The organism is Streptomyces sp. BBFR25, from assembly GCF_044590125.1.
GTDB classification, from domain to species: domain Bacteria; phylum Actinomycetota; class Actinomycetes; order Streptomycetales; family Streptomycetaceae; genus Streptomyces; species Streptomyces canus_D.
On sequence record NZ_CP172447.1, the window covers coordinates 5,926,433 to 5,949,756 of the forward strand.

Here is a 23,324-nt window from a genome sequence, read left to right on the forward strand (position 1 = left end):
GTCTGTTCCAGGTGTTCCCGGCATTCCGGGTTTCCCCGGTCAAAGATCCACAATCAGACACCCCCGGGAGCACGTTCGTGGCAGCCCTCGCACGCTGGTGTGTTCGTCGTCGCCTCGTAGCCGTCCTGCTCTGGCTGCTCACCCTCGGCGGCGTGGCGGCGGCCGCCACGGTCACCGGCTCCGCGTACTCCAACGACTACGGGATCCCCGGCACCGGCTCCGACCGCGCCTCCCGGCTGCTCGAATCGCGCTTCCCCGACCTCGGCGGGGACAGCGACACCATCGTCTGGCACACCACGACCGGCACCGTCCGCGCCGCCGACGTCGAACAGGCCATGACCCGCACCCTGGACCGCGTCGCCGACCTGCCCGGGGTGGCCGCGGTCACCAACCCGTACCACGACGCCGACTCGCCCCTGATCAGCGAGAACGCCGACACCGCCTACGCCACCGTCACCTTCGGGGCGGCCTCCCAGGACATCGACGCGGCCCAGGCGCGGGCCGTGGTCGACACCGCCGAGGCGGCCGAGACCGATGGACTCCAGATCGAACTGGGCGGCGGCGCCATAGCGCTCACCGAGTCCGGCGGCGGCCACCTCGCCGAGGCCGTCGGCGTGGCCGTGGCCGCGGTCGTCCTGTTCCTCGCCTTCGGCTCCGTCGCCGCGGCGCTGCTGCCCATCGCCACCGCGCTGGTCTCCGTCGGCACCGCCTACGCCGGCATCACGCTCCTCGGCCACGCCATGACCGTCGCCGACTTCGCGCCCATGCTGGGCACCCTCATCGGACTCGGCGTCGGCATCGACTACGCCCTGTTCATCGTCACCAGACACCGGCGCGGACTGAAACGGGGGCTGCCGGTCGCGGAGGCCGCCGCCGACGCCGTGGCGACCACCGGACGGGCCGTCGTCTTCGCGGGCGCCACCGTGTGCATCGCCCTGCTCGGCATGCTGATCCTCCGGCTGAGCTTCCTCAACGGCGTCGCCGTCGCCGCCTCGCTGACCGTGATCCTCACCGTCGCGGCCTCCGTGACGCTGCTGCCGGCCCTGCTGTCGTACATCGGTCCGCGCGCCCTGAGCCGGCGGGAGCGGCGCCGGCTCGCCGAGCACGGTCCCGAGCCCGAGGTGACGGCCGGGTTCGCCGCCCGCTGGTCCGCCTTCGTCGAGCGCCGGCCCAAGCTGCTCGGTGCCCTCGCCCTCGTCGTCATCACCGTCCTCGCCCTGCCCACCCTGGGCCTGCGCCTCGGCACCTCCGACCAGGGCAACGACCCCAAGGGCACCACCACCCGCCAGGCCTACGACCTCCTCGCCGACGGCTTCGGCCCCGGCGTCAACGGTCCGCTCACCCTGGTCACCGAGGTCCGCGGCGCCGAGGACCGCCTCGCCCTGGACAACCTCGACGCCACCCTGCGCACCACCGAGGGCGTCTCCTCGGTGACGCCGGTGATGTACAACTCCGGCGGCGACGCCGCGTACCTCACCGTCGTACCCGAGTCGGCGCCGCAGTCCCGGCAGACCAGCGACCTGGTCGAACGGCTGCGCTCCGAGGTGCTGCCGCGCGCCGAGGCCGGTACGGCGCTCGACGTGCACGTGGGCGGCGTGACGGCCGGCTACGACGACTTCGCCGACGTCATCGTCGGCAAGCTGCCCCTCTTCGTCGGCGTCGTCATCGGGCTCGGCTGCCTGCTGCTCCTGCTGGCCTTCCGCTCCGTCGGCATCCCCCTCAAGGCCGCCGCCATGAACGTGGCCGCGGTGGCCGCCGCCTTCGGCGTGGTGGTGGCGATCTTCCAGTGGGGCTGGGGGAGCGAACTGCTCGGCCTCGGCAGCGCCGGACCGATCGAACCCTTCCTGCCCGTGATCATGGTTTCGGTGCTCTTCGGGCTCTCCATGGACTACCAGGTCTTCCTCGTCAGCCGGATGTACGAGGAGTGGCTGGAGACCGGCGACAACCGCCGCGCCGTCCGGGTCGGACTCGCCGAGACCGGCCGCGTGATCAACTCCGCCGCCGTGATCATGATCTCGGTCTTCCTCGCCTTCGTCCTCAGCGGCGAGCGGGTGATCGCCATGTTCGGCATCGCGCTCGCCGCCGCCGTCGCGCTGGACGCCTTCGTGCTGCGCACCCTCCTGGTGCCCGCCCTGATGCACCTGCTCGGCCGCGCCAACTGGTGGCTGCCGCGCCGCCTGGACGCCCTGCTGCCCCGCATCAGCATCGAGCCGCCCGAGTGCCGGGCCGCGCATGAGAGGCTGGCCGCGGCGACGGACGCCGAGGTGGCGGACGTCCTTGCGGAGGAGGAACGACAGCGGGATGTACGCGATACCACTGGGTGACGACGGAGCCGAACTGCGCCCCCTGGAGACCTGGCACGCCGAGGAGTTCCTGGCCCACCTCGACCGCGGGCGGGACTTCATCACCGAACACATCCCCTTCGGCGCGAAGGCCACCGACGTCGACTCGGCGCGCGAGGTGCTCCAGACCTACGCCGACCGGCACGCCGCCGACAGCGGCTTCCTGCACGGGCTGTGGCTGGACGGCAAGCTGGTCGGCGGCCTGCTCTACCGCGTCTTCGACGCCGCCACCGGCGTCTGCGAGGTCGGCTGCTGGCTGGAGCCCGCCGCCACGGGCCGCGGCCTGGTCACCCGCGGCGCACGCGTGCTCATCGACTGGGCCTTCGACGAGCGCGGCATGCACCGCGTGGAGTGGCACGCCTCCTCGGCGAACACCCCGAGCGTCAACGCCGCGCGGCGACTGGGCATGATGCGAGAGGGCGTGCTGCGCGAAAGCTTCCCCTACCGGGGCACGCGCCAGGACATGGAGGTGTGGGCGGTGCTCGCACCCGAGTGGCGCGCGGCACGCGAGGCACGCGCGCGTGCCGCACACAAGGATCATTAAGGGACCTCTCAGACAGCGTCCGTACGGTGCGAGGCATGGGAACGAAGACAGTGGACGAGACCGGCGTGAAGACCGACGAGCACAAGACGGACGAGGCGACCGAGGCCGCCGGGTCCACCGAGGTCACCAAGGCGGCCGAGGCCCCTGAGGCGGCCGAGACCGACGCGCCGGAGGGCGCCGACGCGGCGACGGACGAGGACGCGCACGCGGACGACACCGAAGCGACCGGGGCGGGCCCCACCGGCGTCGGCCAGGGCGCGGGCGCCGTCGTCTCCGCCGGTCTCGGCATCGTCTCCCTGACCGGCAGCTGGGTCGGCACCGTGGCCTCCGCGCGCGAGTCGCTGATGGGCCAGCTGCAGACCTCCTCGTCCTCGGACGTCGGCGCGCTGATCGAGAAGGGCTACGGCAACGCCTGGCAGGCCACCGCGATGTGGGGCGGCATCTTCGCCCTGGTCGCGCTGGTCGTCGGCGTCGTCGTGCTGGCCCGCCCCGCGTTCGGCGCGCCCGGCCGCCCGCAGGCCCCGTGGATCAAGTCGGTCGCCTGGGCGGGCGTCGCCCTCGGCGTCATCGGCCTGCTCCTGGCCGTCCTGAAGTACACGGACGTCCTGCTGGGGCTGCCCTCCGCCGGCTGACCAGGCACTTCTCGAGGGGTCTTAGGACCAGCGCACGCCTGTGGCACGCGCCCTAAGACCCCTCACGCACGTCTAAGGCCCCCCGCGGCGCCGAAGATGCGGAACTTGCCCGATGTGGCCCACCCCCCTGGGAGACGAAGGTTGAGGCATCGCGAACAAGCGAAGCCGAAACCGAAGAGGAACCGAGGGACACACCATGTACGAGTACGAGATCCAGCGGTACCGCTCCGCCGAACTCATCCGCCGTGCCGACGAGGCCCGGCTGGCCCGCGAGGCGGTCCGGGCCCGGCGCGCCGCCCGCCGCCGGGCCCGGCACGGCGCCGCCGAGGCGGAGAGCCATACGCCGCGGCAGCGCCGGCCCCGGTTCGCCCGGGCCGCGTGAACGGGGGAGCCGGGGAGGGAGGCCGCACGGCCTCCCTCCCCGCCGTCGTACCCGCCGTCGTCCACCTGCCGAAAACCGGTGACCCGCTGTCGTACCCGCGTGCGATGCTCGGCTCCGTGGAGACCAGGTCCGTCAGTCCCGTGTTCGTCGGCCGCACCGGCGAACTGGACACGTTGAACGAGGCGTTCGCCCGCGCGTCCGCCGCCGGGGGAGAGCCGCAGGCCCTGCTGCTCGGCGGCGAGGCCGGCGTCGGCAAGACCCGCCTCGTCGAGGAGTTCGCCGCCGTAGCGGACCGGCGGGGCGCCGTCGTCGCGCTGGGCGGCTGCGTGGAGATCGGCGCCGACGGGCTGCCCTTCGCGCCCTTCTCCACCGCGCTGCGCGCCCTGCGCCGCCACCTGCCCGAGGAGCTGGCCGCCGCGGCCGCCGGGCAGGAGGAGGAGCTGGCCCGGCTGCTGCCCGAACTGGGCGAGGGCGCCCCGGTCACCGGCGGCGGCCGGCACGACGAGGAGAGCATGGCCCGGCTCTTCGAACTCACCGCCCGCCTGCTGGAGCGCGTCGCCGCCCGGCACACCGTCGTCCTCGTCCTGGAGGACCTGCACTGGGCCGACGCCTCCACCCGCCACCTGATCGCCTACCTCTTCCGCACCCTGCGCACCGGCCGCCTCGTCGTCCTGGCCACCTACCGCTCCGACGACATCCACCGCCGCCACCCCCTGCGCCCCCTGCTCGCCGAGCTGGACCGGCTGCGCACCGTCCGCCGTCTCGAACTCGGCCGCTTCACCCGCGACGAGGTGGGCCGCCAGATCGCCGGAATCCTCGCCCGCGAGCCCGACCCGCTCCAGGTCGACGCCATCTTCGAGCGCTCCGACGGCAACGCCTTCTTCGTCGAGGAACTCGCCGTCGCCGCCCACGAGGGCAGCCGCACCGGCCTCACCGACTCCCTGCGCGACCTGCTCCTGGTCCGCGTCGAAGCCCTGCCCGAGAGCGCCCAGCGGGTCGCCCGGATCGTCGCCGAGGGCGGCTCCACCGTCGAGTACCGGCTGCTCGCCGCCGTCGCCCAGCTCGCCGAGGACGACCTGATCGACGCCCTGCGCTCCGCGGTGAACGCCAACATCCTGCTCCCCGCGCCCGACGGCGACGGCTACCGCTTCCGCCACTCCCTGGTCCGCGAGGCCGTCGGCGACGACCTGCTCCCCGGCGAACGCTCCCGCCTCAACCGGCACTACGCGCAAGCGCTGGACGCCGACCCCACGCTGGTGCCCGCCGCCGAGCGCGTGATGCGCCTGGCCAGCTACTGGTACCACGCCCACGTCCCGGCCAAGGCCCTGCCCGCCGTCCTGGACGCCTCCGTCGAGGCCCGCCGCCGGCACGCCTACGCCGAGCAGCTGCGCCTGCTGGAGCGCGCGATGGAGCTGTGGGACTCCGTCCCCGACGACGTACGCGCCACCCTGCGCCCCGTGGACTGCACCGAGGTCTACCCGCCCTGCGGCTGCGACCCCGCCACCACACCCCTGCGCTACCTGGACCTGATGGCCGAGGCCGCCGTCGCCGGGCGACTGTGCGGCGAGCGCGAGCGCGCCATGAAGATCACCAAGCGGGCGCTGCGCCTGCTGGACGAACAGGACACGGGCGCCGGCGCGGGCGCGGGCGGCCGGGACCCGCAGCGGGCCGCCTGGTTCTGGACCCAGCGCTCCCTGCTGGTCCAGGCCCAGGGCCGTGGCGACGGCTGGCGGGAGCTGGGCATCGCCCAGGAACTGGTCCGCGGCCTGCCGCCCTCCCAGGTGCACGCCGAGGTGCTGGCCATGTCCGCCAACTGGTCGATGCTCCACTCCCCGGGCCCCGACGCGATGACGGCAGCCGAACGGGCCGTCGAGTACGCGCGCATGGTGGGCGCCGACGAGATCGAGCTGAACGCCCGGCTCACGCTGGGCGGCCTGATGGTGGACGCGGGGCAGATCGACCCGGGACTCGCCGAGATGTACCAGGTCAGGGATCTGGTGGTGGCCCAGGGCCGGTCCGCCGTGGTGGCCCGCAGCCATGTCAACCTGCCCTCCTCCCTGGAGGGGGTCGGCCGCTCGCGGGACGCGCTCGGCGTCCTGCGCGAGGGCGTCGAACTCACCCGGCGGATGGGCCTGCTGGAGTCCGAGGCCTGGGTCTGGGGCAACCTCGCCGAGTCGCTCATCTCCCTGGGCCGCTGGGACGAGGCCCTGGAAGCGGCGGACCGGGCCGGAGCACCGGACCGCGGCCCCGCACCACGCGGTGGCGCCGCCCTCAAGCGCGCCGCCGTCGCCCTCGCCCGCGGCGAGCGGGCCCACGCCGCCCGGCTGCTCGCCGAGGCCCGCGCCGCCTACGGCACCCACGACCCCATGCCGCAGCGCCGCCTGCCGCTGGCGGCCCTCACCATCGGCGTCGCCGCGGCCGAGGGCCGCCTCCAGGACGCCCGCGCCGAACTCGTCCGCGCCCTGGACACGGGCTTCCCGCCCGGCACCCAACGCTTCGGCTGGCCCCTGCTGCTGTCCGCCGCCGCGGCGGAGGCCGACGCGCGCGCCCTGCCGACCGCCGAAGAGGGCCGCGCCGACATCCTCGACCGCCTCACCGGGGCCGCGAAGCACCTGACGACGGGCGCCCCGGTCTGGGTCGCCCACGAGCGCTGGGTCCGCGCCGAACTCCACCGCGCCCGGGGCCGCGACACCCCGGGGCTCTGGTCGGAGACGGTCACCGCCTTCGAACGCCTGGAGCGGCCCTACGACCTCGCCCGCGTCCGGCACCGGCTGGCCGGCGCCCTCCTGGCGACCGGCGGCGAGGACGAGCGCGCCCGTGCCACGGAACTGCTCCGCCTGGCCCGCACCGTCGCCGACCACCTCGGCGCCCGTCCACTGGCCGACGCCGTGGCCGAACTGGGCCGACGCGCCCGCCTCACCCTCGGCCGCGCCGCCGAACCGGACGCCGCGTCCCCGCCCGCCGACCCCGCCGAGGCCCTCGGCCTCACCGGCCGGGAGCGCGACGTCCTGCGGCTGGTCTCCGAGGGCCGCACCAACCGGCAGATAGCCGGGGAACTCTTCATCTCGCCCAAGACGGCCAGCGTCCACGTCTCCAACATCCTGGCCAAGCTGGGCGTGTCCGGCCGGGGCGAGGCGGCGGCGGTGGCCCACCGGCTGGCGCTGTTCCCCGCCGAACGGCTCACGTCCCGTTCGGCGGAGTGAGGCTTACGCTGTAAGGGACGCCGACCGACGGAGGCACGATGTTCAACGCATTCGAGGAACTGTTCTCCCCCGGCCGCAAACACACCCAGGACGAGCAGAACCGCCTCGAACTGACCCGCGAGGACGTCGGCGACGGCGACCCCGGTCACGGCCCGATAGACCTCGGCTCGGGCAAGGTCGTCGTCCACCGGCCGCGTGCCGACGAGGCGGGGAGTCAGGACCCGGAGGCCGAGAAGGACGCGTAGCCGGTCGCCTACTTCACCTCCAGCTCCAGAACGCGGTCGTCGTCGCCCTTCGCGTCGCCGCGGCCGTCCGTGTTGCTGGTGACCAGCCACAGCTTGTCGCCGCCCGCCGGAGCCACCGTGCGCAGCCGGCCGTACTCGCCCTCCAGGAAGGCCTGCGGGTCGGCCGCGGCCTCCGTCCCCTTCAGCGGGACCCGCCACAGCCGCTCACCGCGCAGCCCCGCCATCCACACGGAGCCCCCGGCGTAGGCGATGCCGCTGGGGGAGGCCTCGTCGGTGCTCCACTGGGCGACCGGGTCGTGGTACCCGGAGCCGCCGCCCTTGCCCTCCGCCTCGGGCCAGCCGTAGTTGTCACCCGGCTTGATCGCGTTCAGCTCGTCCCAGGTGTCCTGGCCGAACTCCGAGGCGAACAGCCGCTGCTTGCCGTCCCAGGCCAGCCCCTGCACGTTCCGGTGGCCGTACGAGTACACGGGGGAGTCGGGGAAGGGGTTGCCGGGCGCCGGTTCGCCGTCCGGGGTCATCCGCAGGATCTTGCCGCCGAGGGACTCCTTGTCCTGCGACAGGCCCGTGTCGCCGCTCTCTCCCGTGCCCGCGTAGAGCATCTTGTCGGGGCCGAACGCGATCCGGCCGCCGTTGTGGATCACGCCCTTGGGGATGCCCCGGAAGACCGTGTCCGGGGCGCCCAGCTGCTCGCCGGCCGGCTTCTTCTCGTCGTACAGCATGCGCACGACGCGGTTGTCCGAGGCCGAGGTGAAGTACGCGTAGACCATGTGGTCCGCGGCGTAGTCGGGGGAGAGCGCGATGCCGAGCAGGCCGCCCTCGCCGGACGGGGACACCCCGGGCACCTGGCCCAGCTCGGTCTTCTCGCCCGACTCGGCGTCGACCCGCGTGATCGTGGCCTCGTCGCGGGAGGAGACCAGCAGGTCGCCGCCCGGCAGCGGGGCCAGACCCCAGGGGCTGTCCAGCCCCGTGGCGACCGTACGGAGCACCTTCACGGAGCCCTTCGCGGGCGGCGCCTGCTCGGCGGGCGTCCCGGCGGGCGAGGACTGCGCCGCCGTACTGGCCGGAGAGGAGCTGCCGTCCGTTCCGGACGGGTCCGCGCCGCCGGAGGAGTCGGAGGAGCAGCCGGCCGTCAGCAGGAGAGCGGCGGCCAGCACGGCCGGCACGGCTCGACGTTGCACGATCTTGGTCCCTTCGACGCGGCGGGTTCTCCTTGTCATACACCGCACGGGCCGTCCAAGTTCCCGATCGGCGCATCCCGAATCCGGGACCGGCTCGGCAGCGGCCGCCATGTGCGACCGCGCGCGTCACTCCCAGGAACCCTGCGCCGGCGGCAGCGCCCGCACCTCCGCCAGGTCGTGCTCGGTCAGCCGCAGCCGGACCGCCCCCGCGTTCTGCTCCACCCAGCGCTCCTGCTTGGTGCCCGGCACCGGCACCACGTGCCGTCCCTGCGCCAGCACCCAGGCCAGCGCCACCTGCGCCGCGGTGACCCCGTCGCCGTGCCGGGCCGCGATCCGGCGCAGCGCGGCCACGATCGGCTGGTTGGCGGCCATCATCTCGGCGGTGAAGCGGGGATGCCGGGCCCGCAGGTCCTCCGGCTCGAAGCCCTGGCCGGGCGTCAGCGTGCCGGTCAGGTAGCCGTTGCCCAGCGGCATCGCCGCCAGGAAGCCGACGCCGCGCGAGACGCACCAGGGCAGCAGCGTCCGCAGCGCCTCCGGCGACCACACCGACAGCTCGGCCTCGACCGCGCTCACCGGGAAGACCTGCTGCACCCGCTCCAGTTGGCGGATCGTCGCGTCGTGCAGCCGCGCCCCCGGCCGCCGGGCCGACCGGGCGCCGACCGCGCAGAGGCCGAGCGCCCGCACCTTCCCGGCCCGCACCAGCTCCGCCATCGCGCCCCAGGTCTCCTCGACGGGTATCTCCGGGTCGGCGCGGTGCAGTTGGTACAGGTCGATGACGTCCGTCTGCAGCCGGCGCAGGGAAGCGTCGCAGGCACGCCGCACATAGCCGGGGCGGCCGTTGGCCACGATGTGCTGTTCCCCCACCAGCAGACCGACCTTGGTCGACACGAAGGCGTCGGAGCGCCGCTCCTTCAACACCCGGCCCAGCAGCAGCTCGTTGGTGAACGGGCCGTACATGTCCGCCGTGTCCAGCAGGGAGGAGCCGAGATCGAGGGCCCGGTGCACCGCCCTGAGCGACTCGTCGCCCCGCTGCCGTGAGGCGCTGTACGCCCAGTTCATCGGCATGCACCCCAGTCCGACGGCCCCCACCGCGAGTGCCGTCGCGCCGATCGTCCTGCGCTCCACCGGTCGTGACCCTCCCTCGTCAGGCCACCCAACCTAACCTCTGCCGTCCGGCCCCCTGACATAGCCTCCTGACCATGACTGCTGACGTGTGGCTGCCCATCCCGCCGGACGAGATCGAGGGCCTCCCCGAGGGCCCCGCCTACCACCACTGGGACGGCGAGGAGACCTTCCCCGCCGACCCGGCCGACTGCGCCTTCTACGTCGTCCCCTACATGAAGCCCTCCACGGTCGGCGTACGCCCGCTGCCCGAGATGCGCTCCGTCCAGGTCGTCCAGACCCTCTCGGCGGGCATCGACCACGTCGAGCCCGGCCTGAAGCACCTGCCCGCGGGCGTACGGCTGTGCAACGCGCGCGGCGTGCACGAGGCCAGCACCGCGGAGCTGACCCTGGCCCTGGTGCTGGCGTCGCTGCGCGGCATCCCGGACTTCGTGCGGGCGCAGGACCGCGGCGAGTGGCTCGGCGGGTTCCGGCCCGCGCTCGCGGACCGCACGGTCCTCATCGTCGGGTACGGGTCGATCGGCGCCGCGATCGAGGACCGGCTCGTGCCGTTCGAGGTCGCGCCGGTGGTGCGCGTCGCGCGCTCCGCCCGCACCACGGAGCGCGGCCCCGTGCACCCGCTCACCGAACTCCCCGCCCTGCTCCCGCGAGCCGACGTCGTCATCCTGTCCACCCCGCTCACCGAGGCCACCCGGGGACTGGTCGACGCCGAGTTCCTGGCCCGGATGAAGGACGGCGCCCTGCTCGTCAACGTGGCGCGCGGACCGGTCGTGGACACGAAGGCGTTGCTCGCCGAACTGGAGAGCGGGCGCCTCACCGCCGCCCTCGACGTGACCGACCCCGAACCGCTGCCGCCGGGCCACCCCCTGTGGCATGCTCCCGGCATAGTCGTCAGCCCGCACGCGGGCGGTCCGACCTCCGCCTTCCTGCCGCGCGCCAAGCGGCTGCTGGTGGGCCAGTTGCACCGGTTCGTGAACCGGGAGCCGCTGCGCAACGTGATCCTGACGACGGGCGCGTAATCCGTTTCGGGCACCCTCCGCGACGCCCCGGATGCGGTGGGTGCGCGCATATCCGCTGGTCGTCACGGAGCGTAGAGAACCTATGTCCCTGAGTGACGAGACTGGTGTATCGTCCGACAGGGGACGCGCCGCGCACCGTACGGCGCCGGGGATGGACATCTGAGACTGTGAGGGGGGCGACGGGCGATGCACGGCCTATGGACCAACGATCCGACGCGGCGGAGCCGCCGCCGGCGACCCTGGCGCACGACCGCGACCGCGCACCGACGGGGCCGGCACGGCCACCACGACGGCCGGTCCGCTCAGCGCCGCCCCCACCCGCGCCGACCGGACGACCGCGGGAGGCAGGACCGGCCGGCCCACCGGTGTGGACGGGACGCGGAAGCGGTGCGGACCAGGAGGCCCCGGTGAGCCCGCCCGCCGTGCCCACGCTGGACGGAGCGCTGCGCGGCCAGGCCCCGGCCGGACCGCTGCCGACCCGGCCGCCGGCCGCCGTCGGCGGACCGCCCCTCGTCCGCCAGCTCGTACTCGCCCTGATCTGCGCGGCCTACGCCGTCGGTGCCGCGCTCGGCTGGGGTTCGCAGTACGTCGCCAAGATCATGGGCGACTTCGGCCTGAGCGCCGCCGCGGCCGCCGCCGCCGTCTCCTGCTTCCTCTACGCCCGCGGACGCCACGTCCGCTTCCGGCCGGCCTGGCTGCTCTTCGCCCTCTCCTCCGCGATGGCGTCCCTGGGCAACCTGGTCTGGGGCTGGTACGAGGTCGTGCTGCGGGTGCCGGTGCCCAGTCCCAGCTACGCGGACCTGTTCTTCCTGTGCTTCGCCCCGCCCGCCATCGTGGGACTGCTGGTGCTGGCCAAGCGGCCGGTGACCAAGGCCGGCTGGATCTGCCTGGGCCTGGACGCCTGGCTGATCGGCGGTTCGCTGCTGACCCTCGCCTGGAGCCTGGCGCTCGCCCAGGCGGCCAAGGTCGAGGGCGGGTCCAGCGTCGCGCACTCCGCCCTCTCGGTGGCGTACCCGCTGCTCGACATCGCCCTCGTCAGCATGGTGCTCGCGCTGCACTTCAGGCGGTCGCCCGTGTGCAGATCCGCCGTCAACACCGCCATCGGCGCGCTCGGCCTGACCGTGGTGTGCGACGCCCTGTTCACCTCGCCGCTGCTGCACAACAGCTACCGCTCCGGGCAGTTGCTCGACGCGGGCTGGTTCGCCGGCTCCCTGCTGCTCGCGTACGCCCCCTGGGCCGCGGCCCGGCGCGGCCGGTCGGCTCCGGAGGAGCGGGAGTCCGGCGGCCACACCCGCGTGGTGCACGAGCACGTGCCGGGGCAGCGCGGCGCCGGCCACCAGCCCACACCCCCCGCCGTACCGCCCGCCACGTCCACCGCCCTGCCCGGGCCGGGACAGGGCGGCGATCGGGGCCGCTATCCGGCCGCCCGACCCATCGCCGGGTCCCTGGCCGCGCTCACGCCGTACCTCGCGGCCGCCGTCTGCACCCTGGGCATCCTCTACAACGTGCTCAACGGCCGCAGCGTCGACCGCGTGGTGCTGCTGACCGGCGGTACCGTCGTGCTCGCGCTCGTCGTCCGGCAGGGCATCATGCTGCTCGACAACATCGTCCTCACCCAGGAACTGGCGCAGAAGGAGAACCACTTCCGCTCCCTGGTCCAGGGCTCCAGCGACGTCATCATGATCGCCGCGCCCAACGGCATCCTCCGCTACGTCTCCCCGGCCGCCGCCGGGGTCTACGGACGGCCCGCGGAGGAACTGGTGGGCACCGAACTGGCCGGGCTCATCCACCCCGAGGACCTCGGCTGCGTGGTGCACGAGGTACGCCGGTTCCTGGCCGCCAGCCCGGTCGAGGAACCCACCACGCGCATCGAGTGCCGCTTCCGTTCCGGGGAGGGCGGCTGGCTCAACGTCGAGTCGACCGTCAACCGGCACCACGGCGGCCTCATCTTCAACAGCCGCGACGTCACCGAAAGAGTGCGCCTCCAGGCGCAGCTCCAGCACAACGCCGAACACGACCCGCTCACCGACCTGCCCAACCGCGCCCTGTTCACCCGGCGCGTCCAGCAGGCGCTCTCCGGCCGCCGCGCCTCCGACCGGGGCGCCGCCCTGCGCGGCACGGCGGTGCTCTTCATCGACCTCGACGGCTTCAAGGGCGTCAACGACACCATCGGGCACCAGGCCGGGGACGAGCTGCTCGTCCAGGCCGCCCGCAGACTCCACGAGGCCGTCCGCAAGGGGGACACCGCCTCCAGACTGGGCGGCGACGAGTTCGCGGCCCTGATCGTCGGGGACGGCGCCCGGGACCGGGCCGCCCGCGAGGGACACATCCGGGAGCTGGCCGACCGGCTCAGGCTCACGCTCTCCCAGCCCTACCTCATCGACGGCAACGAGGTCCGGGTCAACGCCTCCATCGGCGTCGCCTTCGCCGAACCGGGCCTGGGTGCGGGCGAGTTGCTGCGCAACGCCGACCTCGCCATGTACCGGGCCAAGGCGGGCGGCAAGGGCCGCGTCGAGCTGTACCGGCCGCAGATGCAGCAGGACGTCGTACGCAAGGCGGAGCTGGCCACCCGGCTGCGCGCCGCGCTGCACGACGGGGAGTTCGCCCTGCTGCACCAGCCGGTGGTCTCCCTCACCGACGGCCGGATCACGTCGGTCTGCGCCCAGCCGCGATGGCGTTCCTCGCAGGGCGTGCTGTTCACCCCCGCCGAGTTCCTGCGGGTGACCGAGGAAGGCGACCGCACCGCCGAACTCGACCGCTGGGTGCTCCGCGAGGCCGTCGAGCAGGCCGCCGAACGCGCGGCGACCGGGCTGTCCGTGACCGTGGCCATACGCATCGGCGCCCGCCGCCTGCTGGACCGCTCCATGCCGCTGGGCTCCGTGGAGGCCCTGCTGACCCGGCACGGACTGCCGCCCGGCTCCCTCGTGATCGAGCTGTCGGACATCGACCCGCGGGTCGGACTCGACGAGCTGGACCGCCGGCTGAACGCCCTGCGCCGGGTCGGGGTCCGGATCGCCCTGGACGGCTTCGGCAGCGGGTACGCGGCGATCACCGCGCTGCGGCGGCTGCCCGTGGACGTCCTCAAGCTCGACCGGGGCCTGGTCGAGGGCGTCGTGGAGTCCGCGCGGCTGCACAAGATCACCAGCGGTCTGCTGCGCATCGCCACCGACCTCGGGCTGAAGTCCGTGGCCGACGGCGTCGACCTGCCCGAGCAGATCGTCGCCCTGCGCGCGATGGGCTGTACGCACGGACAGGGCATGGCGTTCTCCGGGGCCCTGGACGAGTACCGGCTACGCAGAGCGCTCGGCACCGGCCACTACCCGGTGCCGCACGGACCGGCCGAACCGGCCTTCGCGGGCGGTGGCGCCGGGGTGTACACCAAGGGTGTCGGCGGCTCCGCCCCCGGCCAGGTCGTCGGCGGCGTCACCACCGGGCTTCCGGCCGTCCTCAGTGGTGGCACGGCCCTCCGCTCACATAATGAGACTCCCGTCCCACCCACTTGACAGTGAGTGCGCGCCGGAGGGAAGGTCAGTGCCATGCGCACCCGAATTCTCGTACTTGGAAAGCGCGTCGGCTGAAGCTGGTGACGTCCGGACCGACTCGGACTCCCCGCGACCCACACCCGGCGCGCTCCCCTCGCTTGCCTTACGGCACGAGGGGTTTTTTGTTGCACAGGCACCTGCCCAGCAGCAGCAACAGACCGCACGAACCTCGCAAAAACCCTCAGCATCGAGAAGAGAATGCCGATGACCGAGCAGGCCACCGGGGCACACCCGCAGCCCCGGCCCCGATCCGGAGGACAGTCCGCCCCCGAGCACGTCACGGGTGCGCAGTCCCTCATTCGCTCTCTCGAGGAGGTCGGCGCCGACACCGTATTCGGCATCCCCGGTGGCACGATCCTTCCGGCCTACGACCCGCTGATGGACTCCACCAAGGTGCGCCACGTCCTGGTCCGTCACGAGCAGGGCGCGGGCCACGCCGCCACCGGCTACGCCCAGGCCACCGGCAAGGTGGGCGTCTGCATGGCGACGTCGGGTCCCGGCGCCACCAACCTGGTCACGCCGATCGCCGACGCCAACCTGGACTCCGTGCCGCTGGTCGCGATCACCGGGCAGGTGGTCTCCTCCGCGATCGGCACGGACGCCTTCCAGGAGGCGGACATCGTCGGCATCACCATGCCGATCACCAAGCACAGCTTCCTGGTCACCAAGGCCGAGGACATCCCCAAGGTGATCGCGCAGGCGTTCCACATCGCCGCCACCGGGCGCCCCGGCCCCGTGCTGGTCGACATCCCCAAGGACATCCTCCAGAAGAAGACCACCTTCTCCTGGCCGCCGGTCATGGACCTGCCCGGCTACCGCCCGGTCACCAAGCCGCACGCCAAGCAGATCCGCGAGGCGGCCAAGCTGATCTCCGCCGCGAAGCGCCCCGTGCTCTACGTCGGCGGCGGCGTCCTCAAGGCCCGGGCCACCGCCGAGCTGAAGGTCCTCGCCGAACTCACCGGAGCGCCCGTCACCACCACCCTGATGGCGCTCGGCGCGTTCCCCGACAGCCACCCGCTGCACGTGGGAATGCCGGGCATGCACGGTGCGGTCACCGCCGTCACCGCGCTGCAGAAGGCCGACCTGATCGTCGCCCTCGGAGCCCGCTTCGACGACCGTGTCACCGGCAAGCTGGACAGCTTCGCCCCGTACGCCAAGATCGTCCACGCCGACATCGACCCGGCCGAGATCGGCAAGAACCGCGCGGCCGACGTCCCGATCGTCGGCGACGCCCGCGAGGTCATCGCCGACCTGGTGCAGGCGGTCCAGAAGGAGCACGACGAGGGCAACAAGGGCGACTACAGCGCCTGGTGGAAGGACCTGACCCGCTGGCGCGACACCTACCCCCTCGGCTACGACCAGCCGGAGGACGGCTCGCTCTCCCCGCAGCAGGTCATCGAGCGCATCGGGCAGCTGGCACCCGAGGGCACGATCTTCGCGGCGGGCGTCGGCCAGCACCAGATGTGGGCCGCGCACTTCGTCCAGTACGAGAAGCCCGCCACCTGGCTGAACTCCGGCGGCGCGGGGACCATGGGCTACGCGGTCCCGGCCGCCATGGGCGCCCAGGCCGGCATGCCCGGCCGTACCGTCTGGGCGATCGACGGCGACGGCTGCTTCCAGATGACCAACCAGGAACTGACCACCTGCGCCCTGAACAACATCCCGATCAAGGTCGCCGTCATCAACAACGGCGCCCTCGGGATGGTCCGCCAGTGGCAGACCCTGTTCTACAACCAGCGGTACTCCAACACGGTGCTGCACTCCGGCCCGGACGACGTCAACCCGGAAGCCCGCGGCACCCGGGTCCCCGACTTCGTGAAGCTGTCGGAGGCCATGGGCTGCTACGCCATCCGCTGCGAGGACCCCGCCGACCTCGACAAGGTGATCGAGGAGGCCAACTCCATCAACGACCGCCCCGTCGTCGTCGACTTCATCGTCCACGAGGACGCGATGGTCTGGCCGATGGTCGCCGCCGGCACCTCCAACGACGAGATCATGGCCGCCCGGGACGTCCGCCCCGACTTCGGCGACAACGAAGACGACTGAGCGAGAGAGACCGAAGAGACCATGTCCAAGCACACGCTCTCCGTCCTGGTGGAGAACACCCCCGGCGTCCTGGCGCGGATCACCGCCCTCTTCTCCCGCCGCGGCTTCAACATCGACTCGCTCGCCGTCGGTGTCACCGAGCACCCCGACATCTCCCGCATCACCATCGTGGTGAGCGTCGAGGACTTCCCGCTGGAGCAGGTGACCAAGCAGCTCAACAAGCTCGTCAACGTGCTCAAGATCGTCGAGCTGGAGCCCACCCAGGCCGTCCAGCGCGAACTCGTACTGGTGAAGGTGCGCTCCGACAACGAGACGCGCTCCCAGATCGTCGAGATCGTCCAGCTGTTCCGCGCCAAGACCGTCGACGTCTCCCCGGAGGCCGTCACCATCGAGGCCACCGGCAGCGGCGACAAGCTGTCCGCGATGCTCAGGATGCTGGAACCGTACGGCATCAAGGAACTCGTCCAGTCCGGCACGATCGCCATCGGCCGCGGCGCCCGTTCGATCACGGACCGCTCGCTGCGCGCACTCGACCGGTCCGCATAACGACGGAAACGGGCGGTCGCGGACACCGTCGGCCGCCCGTATTCCGAGATCCCGAAACTTCCCTTCCCCTCACCGGCATACGGTGGGACGCAACACCTGCACACAAGGAGAGAACCCAGTGGCCGAGCTGTTCTACGACGCCGACGCCGACCTGTCCATCATCCAGGGCCGCAAGGTCGCGGTCATCGGGTACGGCAGCCAGGGCCACGCCCACGCCCTGTCGCTGCGCGACTCCGGTGTCGACGTGCGCGTCGGCCTGCACGAGGGCTCGAAGTCCAAGGCCAAGGCCGAGGAGCAGGGCCTGCGCGTGGTGAGCCCGTCCGAGGCCGCCGCCGAGGCCGACGTCATCATGATCCTCGTCCCGGACCCGATCCAGGCCGAGGTCTACGAGAAGGACATCAAGGACAACCTGAAGGACGGCGACGCGCTGTTCTTCGGTCACGGCCTGAACATCCGCTACGGCTTCATCAAGCCCCCGGCCGGCGTGGACGTCTGCATGGTCGCCCCCAAGGGCCCGGGCCACCTGGTGCGCCGTCAGTACGAGGAAGGCCGCGGCGTCCCCTGCATCGCCGCCGTCGAGCAGGACGCCACGGGCAACGGCTTCGCGCTGGCCCTGTCGTACGCGAAGGGCATCGGCGGCACCCGCGCCGGCGTCATCAAGACGACCTTCACCGAGGAGACCGAGACCGACCTGTTCGGTGAGCAGGCCGTCCTGTGCGGTGGCACCGCGGCGCTGGTGAAGGCGGGCTTCGAGACCCTGACCGAGGCCGGTTACCAGCCGGAGATCGCCTACTTCGAGTGCCTGCACGAGCTGAAGCTGATCGTGGACCTCATGTACGAGGGCGGCCTGGAGAAGATGCGCTGGTCGATCTCCGAGACCGCCGAGTGGGGCGACTACGTCACCGGCCCGCGGATCATCACCGACGCCACCAAGGCCGAGATGAAGAAGGTCCTCGCCGAGATCCAGGACGGCACCTTCGCCAAGAACTGGATGGACGAGTACCACGGCGGTCTGAAGAAGTACAACGAGTACAAGAAGCAGGACTCCGAGCACCTCCTGGAGACCACCGGCAAGGAGCTGCGCAAGCTCATGAGCTGGGTCGACGAAGAGGCGTAGGTCTTTTCCCCGAGGGGGTGCCCGGATCTCCGGGCACCCCCTCGGCATCCACTTCCGGGTGATGCTTCCCCAGAGGCGCAGGACGGCGTCCGCCACGCCACTACACTGCTGAACACATACGCGTCAGGCCCACAGCGTCGTGCGTCTTCCACGCGGCTAGCAACCCTCCACCGCATGCGGCCGTCGGGACGGCCGTCCGCATTGGACTTGTGAGGACTCACGTGAGCTCGAAACCCGTCGTACTCATCGCTGAAGAGCTGTCGCCCGCGACCGTGGACGCGCTCGGACCCGACTTCGAGATCCGCCAGTGCAACGGCGCGGACCGGGCCGAACTGCTCCCCGCCATCGCCGACGTGGACGCGATCCTGGTCCGCTCCGCCACCAAGGTCGACGCCGAGGCCATCGCCGCCGCCAAGAAGCTCAAGGTCGTCGCCCGCGCCGGTGTCGGCCTGGACAACGTGGACGTCTCCGCCGCCACCAAGGCCGGCGTGATGGTGGTCAACGCCCCGACCTCCAACATCGTCACCGCCGCCGAGCTGGCCTGCGGCCTGATCGTCGCCACCGCCCGCAACATCCCGCAGGCCAACGCCGCGCTCAAGAACGGCGAGTGGAAGCGCAGCAAGTACACCGGTGTCGAGCTGGCCGAGAAGACCCTCGGCGTCGTGGGCCTCGGCCGCATCGGCGCGCTCGTCGCGCAGCGCATGTCGGCCTTCGGCATGAAGGTCGTCGCCTACGACCCCTACGTGCAGCCCGCGCGCGCCGCCCAGATGGGTGTCAAGGTGCTGTCGCTGGACGAGCTGCTCGAGGTCTCCGACTTCATCACCGTCCACCTGCCCAAGACCCCCGAGACCCTCGGCCTCATCGGCGACGAGGCGCTGCGCAAGGTCAAGCCGAGCGTCCGCATCGTCAACGCCGCTCGCGGTGGCATCGTCGACGAGGAGGCGCTGTACGCGGCGCTCAAGGAGGGCCGCGTCGCCGGTGCCGGCCTGGACGTGTACGCCAAGGAGCCCTGCACCGACTCGCCGCTGTTCGAGTTCGACCAGGTCGTCGCCACCCCGCACCTCGGCGCCTCCACCGACGAGGCCCAGGAGAAGGCCGGCATCGCCGTCGCCAAGTCGGTGCGCCTGGCCCTCGCCGGTGAGCTGGTCCCCGACGCGGTCAACGTCCAGGGCGGCGTCATCGCCGAAGACGTTAAGCCCGGCCTGCCGCTCGCCGAGCGCCTCGGCCGCATCTTCACCGCGCTCGCCGGTGAGGTCGCCGTCCGCCTCGACGTCGAGGTCTACGGCGAGATCACCCAGCACGACGTGAAGGTGCTGGAGCTGAGCGCCCTCAAGGGCGTCTTCGAGGACGTCGTGGACGAGACGGTCTCCTACGTCAACGCCCCGCTGTTCGCCCAGGAGCGCGGTGTCGAGGTCCGGCTGACCACCAGCTCGGAGTCCCCGGAGCACCGCAACGTGGTGACCGTGCGCGGCACCCTCTCGGACGGCGAGGAGGTGTCGGTCTCCGGCACGCTGGCCGGCCCGAAGCACCTCCAGAAGATCGTCGCCGTCGGCGAGTACGACGTCGACCTCGCCCTCGCCGACCACATGGTCGTCCTGCGCTACGAGGACCGTCCCGGTGTCGTCGGCACCGTCGGCCGCGTCATCGGCGAGGCCGGTATCAACATCGCCGGCATGCAGGTCGCCCGTGCCACGGTGGGCGGCGAGGCGCTGGCCGTGCTGACCGTCGACGACACGGTGCCCTCCGGGGTGCTGGCGGAGGTCGGGGCGGAGATCGGCGCGACGTCGGCCCGTTCGGTGAATCTGGTCTGACGTGACCCGAGGGCTTCGCCCCCGGACCCCGTTCGCCCTGAACGGGCTCGTCCTCAAACGCCGGACGGGCTGGGATGTCCAGCCTGTCCGGCGTTTTCCGTGGGTGCTTCCTCCCGTACCCGGATGCGCCGCAGTCCGGCCGCCGCCAGTCCGGCCGCCACGACCAGCAGCAGCGCCGCGGCGACCGCGGCGCCCCGCATACCGTCGGTGAACGCCTCCCGCGCCGCCGTCGCCAGGGCGTCCCCCGCGCGCCCCGGCAGTTCGGCGGCGACGGCCAGCGCGCCGCCCAGCGTCTCCTGGGCCGGAGCGGGAGCGTCCGACGGCATGCCGTGGCGGTAGAGGGCCGTACCGATGGAGCCGAGGGCGGCCATGCCCAGGGCGCCGCCGAACTCGGTGCCGGTCTCCAGCAGGGACGAGGCCGCCCCCGCCTTCTCGACCGGGGCCGAACTCAGGGCCAGGTCGGTGAGCTGGGACATCACGATGACGATGCCGGCGGCCAGGACACCGCACGCGGCCAGCACCAGCCAGAGCGAGTCCGTGCCGGCCAGGGCCAGCAGCCCGTAGCCGGCCGCCGCGACGAGGAAGCCGCCCGTCACCACGTACGCGCGCTCGACGCCCCGCTGGACCAACTGGGCGGCGACCGGCGCGGCGACGCCGATGAGCACCGACGGCAGCAGGCTCCACAGCGCGGCCTCCAGCGCGCTCTTGCCCAGGACCGACTGCAGGTACTGGGTGGTGAAGTAGGCCGAACCCATCATTCCGAAGGCCGACACGGTGTTGAGGACGAGTGCCGGGGTGAAGCCGTGCCCGCGGAAGAGGGCCGGGGAGATCATCGGCGAGGCCGAGGTGCGCTGGCGCTGCACGAACAGCGCGGCGAACAGCAGGCCGACGGTGATCGAGACGACGTAGCGAACGTTCCAGCCCTCGGCGGCCAGTTCCTTCAGCCCGTAGATCACCGGCAGGACCGCGGTCATCGAGAGCGGGACGCTCAGCAGGTCGAAGCGGCCGGGGGAGGGGTTCTTGGACTCCGGGAGCAGCACCGGACCGAGGATCAGCAGCAGGGCCATCGCGGGCAGGTTGACCAGGAAGACCGAGCCCCACCAGAAGTGCTCGACGAGAACGCCGCTCATCACCGAGCCGAGTGCGATCCCGGCCGTCATCACCCCGGACCACAGCCCGATCGCCTTCGCCCGCTGGGCGGGGTCGGTGAACATCGTGCGGACCAGCGCCATCGTGGTCGGCATCAGCGTCGCACCGCCGATGCCGAGGATCGCGCGGGCCGCGATCAGGGTCTCGGCACTGTGTGCGTAGGCCGCGAGCAGTGAGGCGGCGCCGAAGGCCGCCGCGCCGATGAGGAGCAGTTTGCGGCGGCCGATGCGGTCGCCCAGCGAGCCCATCGTCATCAGCAGGCCGGCCAGAACGAAGCCGTAGATGTCGAAGATCCACAACTGCTCGGTGCCGCTCGGCTCCAGGTCCGCGCTGATCTCCGGGACCGCGAAGTAGAGGACGGAGACGTCCATCGAGACCAGGAGGAGCGGCAGCATCAGCACGGTCAGCGCGGTCCACTCACGGCGGCCTGCGCGGGGCGGGTTCGTTGTCATGGCGGAGACTGTACGCATGTCTTATACGCCTGTCTAGAACGACTGTTTAAGACGTCCGTATGGACGGGTGGGTAGGGTGGCGGCATGGGACACCGTGAGGATCTGCTGGAAGGCGCCAAGCGCTGCCTGCTGGAGAAGGGCTTCGCGCGCACGACCGCGCGGGACGTCGTCAAGGAGTCGGGGACCAACCTGGCGTCCATCGGCTACCACTACGGGTCGAAGGACGCGTTGCTCGCGCAGGCCTACGTCTCGCTGGTCGAGGGGATGGGCGACGCCTTCGAGGGGGACCGGGCCGCACTGGAGGAGACGGCACCCGGCTCGACCGAGCGGTTCCAGGTGGTGTGGACCAACATCATCCAGACCATGCGGGAGCCGGGGTCGATCTGGCACCTCAGCATGGAGATCCTGGTCATGGGCGACCGGATGCCCGAGGTGCGCGACCACCTGGCGCGGGCCCAGCGGGAGGCCGGGCGCGGCCTCATCCCCTCGCTCATGGGCGGACGGGAGGAGGACGTCTCCGACGAGACGGCGGACACCCTCGGGACGTTCTACGTCACCCTCATGACGGGCCTCATCGCGCAGTGGACCTTCGATCCCAAGTCCGCCCCCGATGCGGCCCAGCTCACCGAGGGCCTCCGCCGGGTGATCGAGGCCGCTACAGGCGGTGCGCCTTGAGCGCCATGTGGAGCAGCAGCCGGTCCTCGCCGTCGTCCAGGTCCAGGCCCGTGAGCTGCTCGACGCGGGAGAGGCGGTAGTACAGCGTCTGGCGGTGGATGCCCAGCTCGGCGGCGGTGCGGCCGGCCTGGCCCGCGCAGTCGAGGTACACCTCCGCCGTGCGGGCCAGTTCGCGGTGGGCGGGGGAGAGCAGTACCCGTACGGCGGGGTCGTGGGCGGACCGTGGGGGCAGTGCGGTCAGCAGGCGGAACGGCCCGATGGACGTCCACTCGGCGACCGGCCCGAACCGGGTCTCGGCGCGCGCCGCCCGGGCCGCCGCCGACGCCTCCCACCAGGCCGCCCCCAGCTCCGCCAGCCCGGTGCGCGGCGCGGAGATCCCGGCCGCCGGGGCGCCAGCGGCCCCGCTCGCGCCCCGCGTCCGCTCCAGCAGCCGCCCCGCGGCCGACGTCGCCGGGGTCAGTACGTCCGCCGAGCGCAGCCGGACCAGCAACGCCAGTGACTGGCCCGCCGACCCCCACGGCACCGTGCACAGTGCCGTCGCTCCCGGCACCGTGCGCACCGAGGGCGCGTCGTCGGGGTCGGCCGACGGCCAGGGGGCGACGCAGACCACCGCGTGCGGGGTCGCCGCGCGGGAGCCGAGGGCGGTGCGCAGTTCCGCCACGGCCATGTCCCGCTGCCAGTCCCGCTCGGCGGTCAGCACCGCCCGCAGCTCCCGGCTCAGGTCCGCGCCGTGCTGCGCCTCGTCCGCGAGCAGCGCGCCGATCCGGGCGGTGACCTCCATGGCCGCCGCCAGCTGCCGGTCGGTCGGGCCCGGGTCGGTGTCCAGCAGCCACACGTAGCCGAGGACGACACCCCGGTGTCGCACCGGCAGGCAGGTGCGCCCCCGGTAGACCCCCGCCTCCGGGGTCGGCGGAATGCGGACCGGGCCGGTCGCGCGGGTGATGCCGAAGCCCTCGAACCAGGCCCGGACGGCCGCGGTGGAGCGCCGGGTCAGGATCGAGCGGGTGCGCACCGGGTCGAGGGCGGACGGGTCGAGGTCGCCCTCGCTGTCGTAGGCACCGAAGGCGATCAGCTCGAAATCGCGGTTCTCCAGGGTCGCGGGCGCGCCCAGCAGCTCGGAGATCTCGTCGACCAGCTCCTGGTAGTCATCCTTGGAATCCGACATCACCCGGGCATTCTGCCGCATATGCGCGCGCCCTTCATACATCTGTCTGAGATCCGCGGCACGGATGCGTGACAGCTGTCGATGGCCGACGATCGGGGGGATCCTTAGATTTCACGGTGGTTCTCCGTGCCGTTCCCCCTTCGTCGGGCAGCGG

General features: G+C 72.5%; 17 protein-coding genes. 13 read left to right on the plus strand and 4 right to left on the minus strand.

The genetic code is table 11. The annotated features are described in order from the left end of the window. Positions 1 to 77: 77 nt before the first annotated feature. From ACGH52_RS27195 to ACGH52_RS27220, 6 genes are all read left to right on the plus strand, one after another. The gene (locus ACGH52_RS27195) at positions 78 to 2,324 is read left to right on the plus strand and encodes an MMPL family transporter (protein ID WP_121703850.1); all 2,247 of its coding nucleotides are present in this window, start codon (positions 78 to 80) and stop codon (positions 2,322 to 2,324) included. Further along, on the plus strand, positions 2,302 to 2,886 hold the full coding sequence (locus tag ACGH52_RS27200; RefSeq protein ID WP_399943099.1) for a GNAT family N-acetyltransferase: 585 nt from the start codon (positions 2,302 to 2,304) through the stop codon (positions 2,884 to 2,886). The genes ACGH52_RS27195 and ACGH52_RS27200 overlap by 23 nt, the downstream gene beginning before the upstream one ends. 35 nt (positions 2,887 to 2,921) lie before the next feature. Beyond that, positions 2,922 to 3,518, plus strand: coding sequence for a hypothetical protein (locus ACGH52_RS27205; RefSeq protein ID WP_121703849.1), 597 nt, complete (start codon positions 2,922 to 2,924; stop codon positions 3,516 to 3,518). Positions 3,519 to 3,714: 196 nt separating this feature from the next. Beyond that, positions 3,715 to 3,900 carry a hypothetical protein gene (locus tag ACGH52_RS27210; protein WP_059302299.1) on the plus strand — a complete coding sequence of 62 codons (186 nt, stop codon included), beginning with the start codon at positions 3,715 to 3,717 and terminating at the stop codon, positions 3,898 to 3,900. 104 nt (positions 3,901 to 4,004) lie between these two features. Next, a complete protein-coding gene (locus ACGH52_RS27215; protein ID WP_399946888.1) occupies positions 4,005 to 7,103 on the plus strand; it encodes an AAA family ATPase in 3,099 nt (1,032 codons plus the stop codon). 38 nt (positions 7,104 to 7,141) lie between these two features. Continuing rightward, positions 7,142 to 7,348 (plus strand): DUF6191 domain-containing protein, encoded by a 207-nt coding sequence (locus tag ACGH52_RS27220; RefSeq protein ID WP_059302300.1) that lies wholly within the window; start codon positions 7,142 to 7,144, stop codon positions 7,346 to 7,348. Between the two features lie 8 nt (positions 7,349 to 7,356). Here the strand turns inward: ACGH52_RS27220 and ACGH52_RS27225 are convergent, their stop codons facing one another. Continuing rightward, positions 7,357 to 8,565: a sorbosone dehydrogenase family protein gene (locus ACGH52_RS27225; protein WP_076976453.1), complete on the minus strand. Its 1,209-nt coding sequence runs from the start codon at positions 8,563 to 8,565 to the stop codon at positions 7,357 to 7,359. Positions 8,566 to 8,652: 87 nt separating this feature from the next. After that, on the minus strand, positions 8,653 to 9,651 hold the full coding sequence (locus ACGH52_RS27230) for an aldo/keto reductase (RefSeq protein ID WP_059302302.1): 999 nt from the start codon (positions 9,649 to 9,651) through the stop codon (positions 8,653 to 8,655). A gap of 74 nt (positions 9,652 to 9,725) precedes the next feature. Between ACGH52_RS27230 and ACGH52_RS27235 the strand changes: the two genes are divergently transcribed. The 6 genes from ACGH52_RS27235 to serA all read left to right on the plus strand — a co-directional run bounded on the left by ACGH52_RS27235 (position 9,726) and on the right by serA (position 19,729). Further along, complete coding sequence (locus ACGH52_RS27235) at positions 9,726 to 10,667, plus strand: 2-hydroxyacid dehydrogenase (protein ID WP_076976454.1); 942 nt, start codon at positions 9,726 to 9,728, stop codon at positions 10,665 to 10,667. Between the two features lie 407 nt (positions 10,668 to 11,074). Beyond that, on the plus strand, positions 11,075 to 14,170 hold the full coding sequence (locus ACGH52_RS27240; protein WP_171987419.1) for a bifunctional diguanylate cyclase/phosphodiesterase: 3,096 nt from the start codon (positions 11,075 to 11,077) through the stop codon (positions 14,168 to 14,170). Between the two features lie 243 nt (positions 14,171 to 14,413). After that, positions 14,414 to 16,255, plus strand: a complete 1,842-nt coding sequence (locus tag ACGH52_RS27245; protein ID WP_076976482.1) for an acetolactate synthase large subunit — start codon at positions 14,414 to 14,416, stop codon at positions 16,253 to 16,255. A 21-nt stretch (positions 16,256 to 16,276) separates the two neighbouring features. Then, positions 16,277 to 16,801: an acetolactate synthase small subunit gene (gene ilvN / locus ACGH52_RS27250; protein WP_052838449.1), complete on the plus strand. Its 525-nt coding sequence runs from the start codon at positions 16,277 to 16,279 to the stop codon at positions 16,799 to 16,801. A 118-nt stretch (positions 16,802 to 16,919) separates the two neighbouring features. Continuing rightward, a complete protein-coding gene (gene ilvC / locus ACGH52_RS27255; protein ID WP_007444763.1) occupies positions 16,920 to 17,918 on the plus strand; it encodes a ketol-acid reductoisomerase in 999 nt (332 codons plus the stop codon). A 221-nt stretch (positions 17,919 to 18,139) separates the two neighbouring features. Next, positions 18,140 to 19,729, plus strand: a complete 1,590-nt coding sequence (serA, locus tag ACGH52_RS27260; RefSeq protein ID WP_076976456.1) for a phosphoglycerate dehydrogenase — start codon at positions 18,140 to 18,142, stop codon at positions 19,727 to 19,729. A 53-nt stretch (positions 19,730 to 19,782) separates the two neighbouring features. On the opposite strand, the gene ACGH52_RS27265 is transcribed toward serA, so the two are convergent. Then, positions 19,783 to 21,330, minus strand: a complete 1,548-nt coding sequence (locus tag ACGH52_RS27265; RefSeq protein WP_238696685.1) for an MFS transporter — start codon at positions 21,328 to 21,330, stop codon at positions 19,783 to 19,785. Between the two features lie 84 nt (positions 21,331 to 21,414). Between ACGH52_RS27265 and ACGH52_RS27270 the strand changes: the two genes are divergently transcribed. Further along, entirely contained in the window at positions 21,415 to 22,005 is a 591-nt protein-coding gene (locus ACGH52_RS27270; RefSeq protein WP_076976458.1) for a TetR/AcrR family transcriptional regulator, read from the plus strand. Here the strand turns inward: ACGH52_RS27270 and ACGH52_RS27275 are convergent. Continuing rightward, entirely contained in the window at positions 21,986 to 23,191 is a 1,206-nt protein-coding gene (locus ACGH52_RS27275; protein ID WP_076976459.1) for a CdaR family transcriptional regulator, read from the minus strand. The two genes, ACGH52_RS27270 and ACGH52_RS27275, sit on opposite strands and share 20 nt — an antisense overlap. Positions 23,192 to 23,324 lie beyond the last annotated feature (133 nt).

Coding starts and splice junctions, on each gene's coding strand:
- ACGH52_RS27200 (WP_399943099.1), top strand. CDS start 2,302: ATGTACGCGATACCACTGGGTGACGACGGAGCCGAACTGCGCCCCCTG.
- ACGH52_RS27205 (WP_121703849.1), top strand. CDS start 2,922: ATGGGAACGAAGACAGTGGACGAGACCGGCGTGAAGACCGACGAGCAC.
- ACGH52_RS27210 (WP_059302299.1), top strand. CDS start 3,715: ATGTACGAGTACGAGATCCAGCGGTACCGCTCCGCCGAACTCATCCGC.
- ACGH52_RS27215 (WP_399946888.1), top strand. CDS start 4,005: ATGCTCGGCTCCGTGGAGACCAGGTCCGTCAGTCCCGTGTTCGTCGGC.
- ACGH52_RS27220 (WP_059302300.1), top strand. CDS start 7,142: ATGTTCAACGCATTCGAGGAACTGTTCTCCCCCGGCCGCAAACACACC.
- ACGH52_RS27225 (WP_076976453.1), bottom strand. CDS start 8,565: ATGACAAGGAGAACCCGCCGCGTCGAAGGGACCAAGATCGTGCAACGT.
- ACGH52_RS27235 (WP_076976454.1), top strand. CDS start 9,726: ATGACTGCTGACGTGTGGCTGCCCATCCCGCCGGACGAGATCGAGGGC.
- ACGH52_RS27245 (WP_076976482.1), top strand. CDS start 14,414: ATGACCGAGCAGGCCACCGGGGCACACCCGCAGCCCCGGCCCCGATCC.
- ilvN (WP_052838449.1), top strand. CDS start 16,277: ATGTCCAAGCACACGCTCTCCGTCCTGGTGGAGAACACCCCCGGCGTC.
- ACGH52_RS27265 (WP_238696685.1), bottom strand. CDS start 21,330: ATGACAACGAACCCGCCCCGCGCAGGCCGCCGTGAGTGGACCGCGCTG.
- ACGH52_RS27270 (WP_076976458.1), top strand. CDS start 21,415: ATGGGACACCGTGAGGATCTGCTGGAAGGCGCCAAGCGCTGCCTGCTG.
- ACGH52_RS27275 (WP_076976459.1), bottom strand. CDS start 23,191: ATGCGGCAGAATGCCCGGGTGATGTCGGATTCCAAGGATGACTACCAG.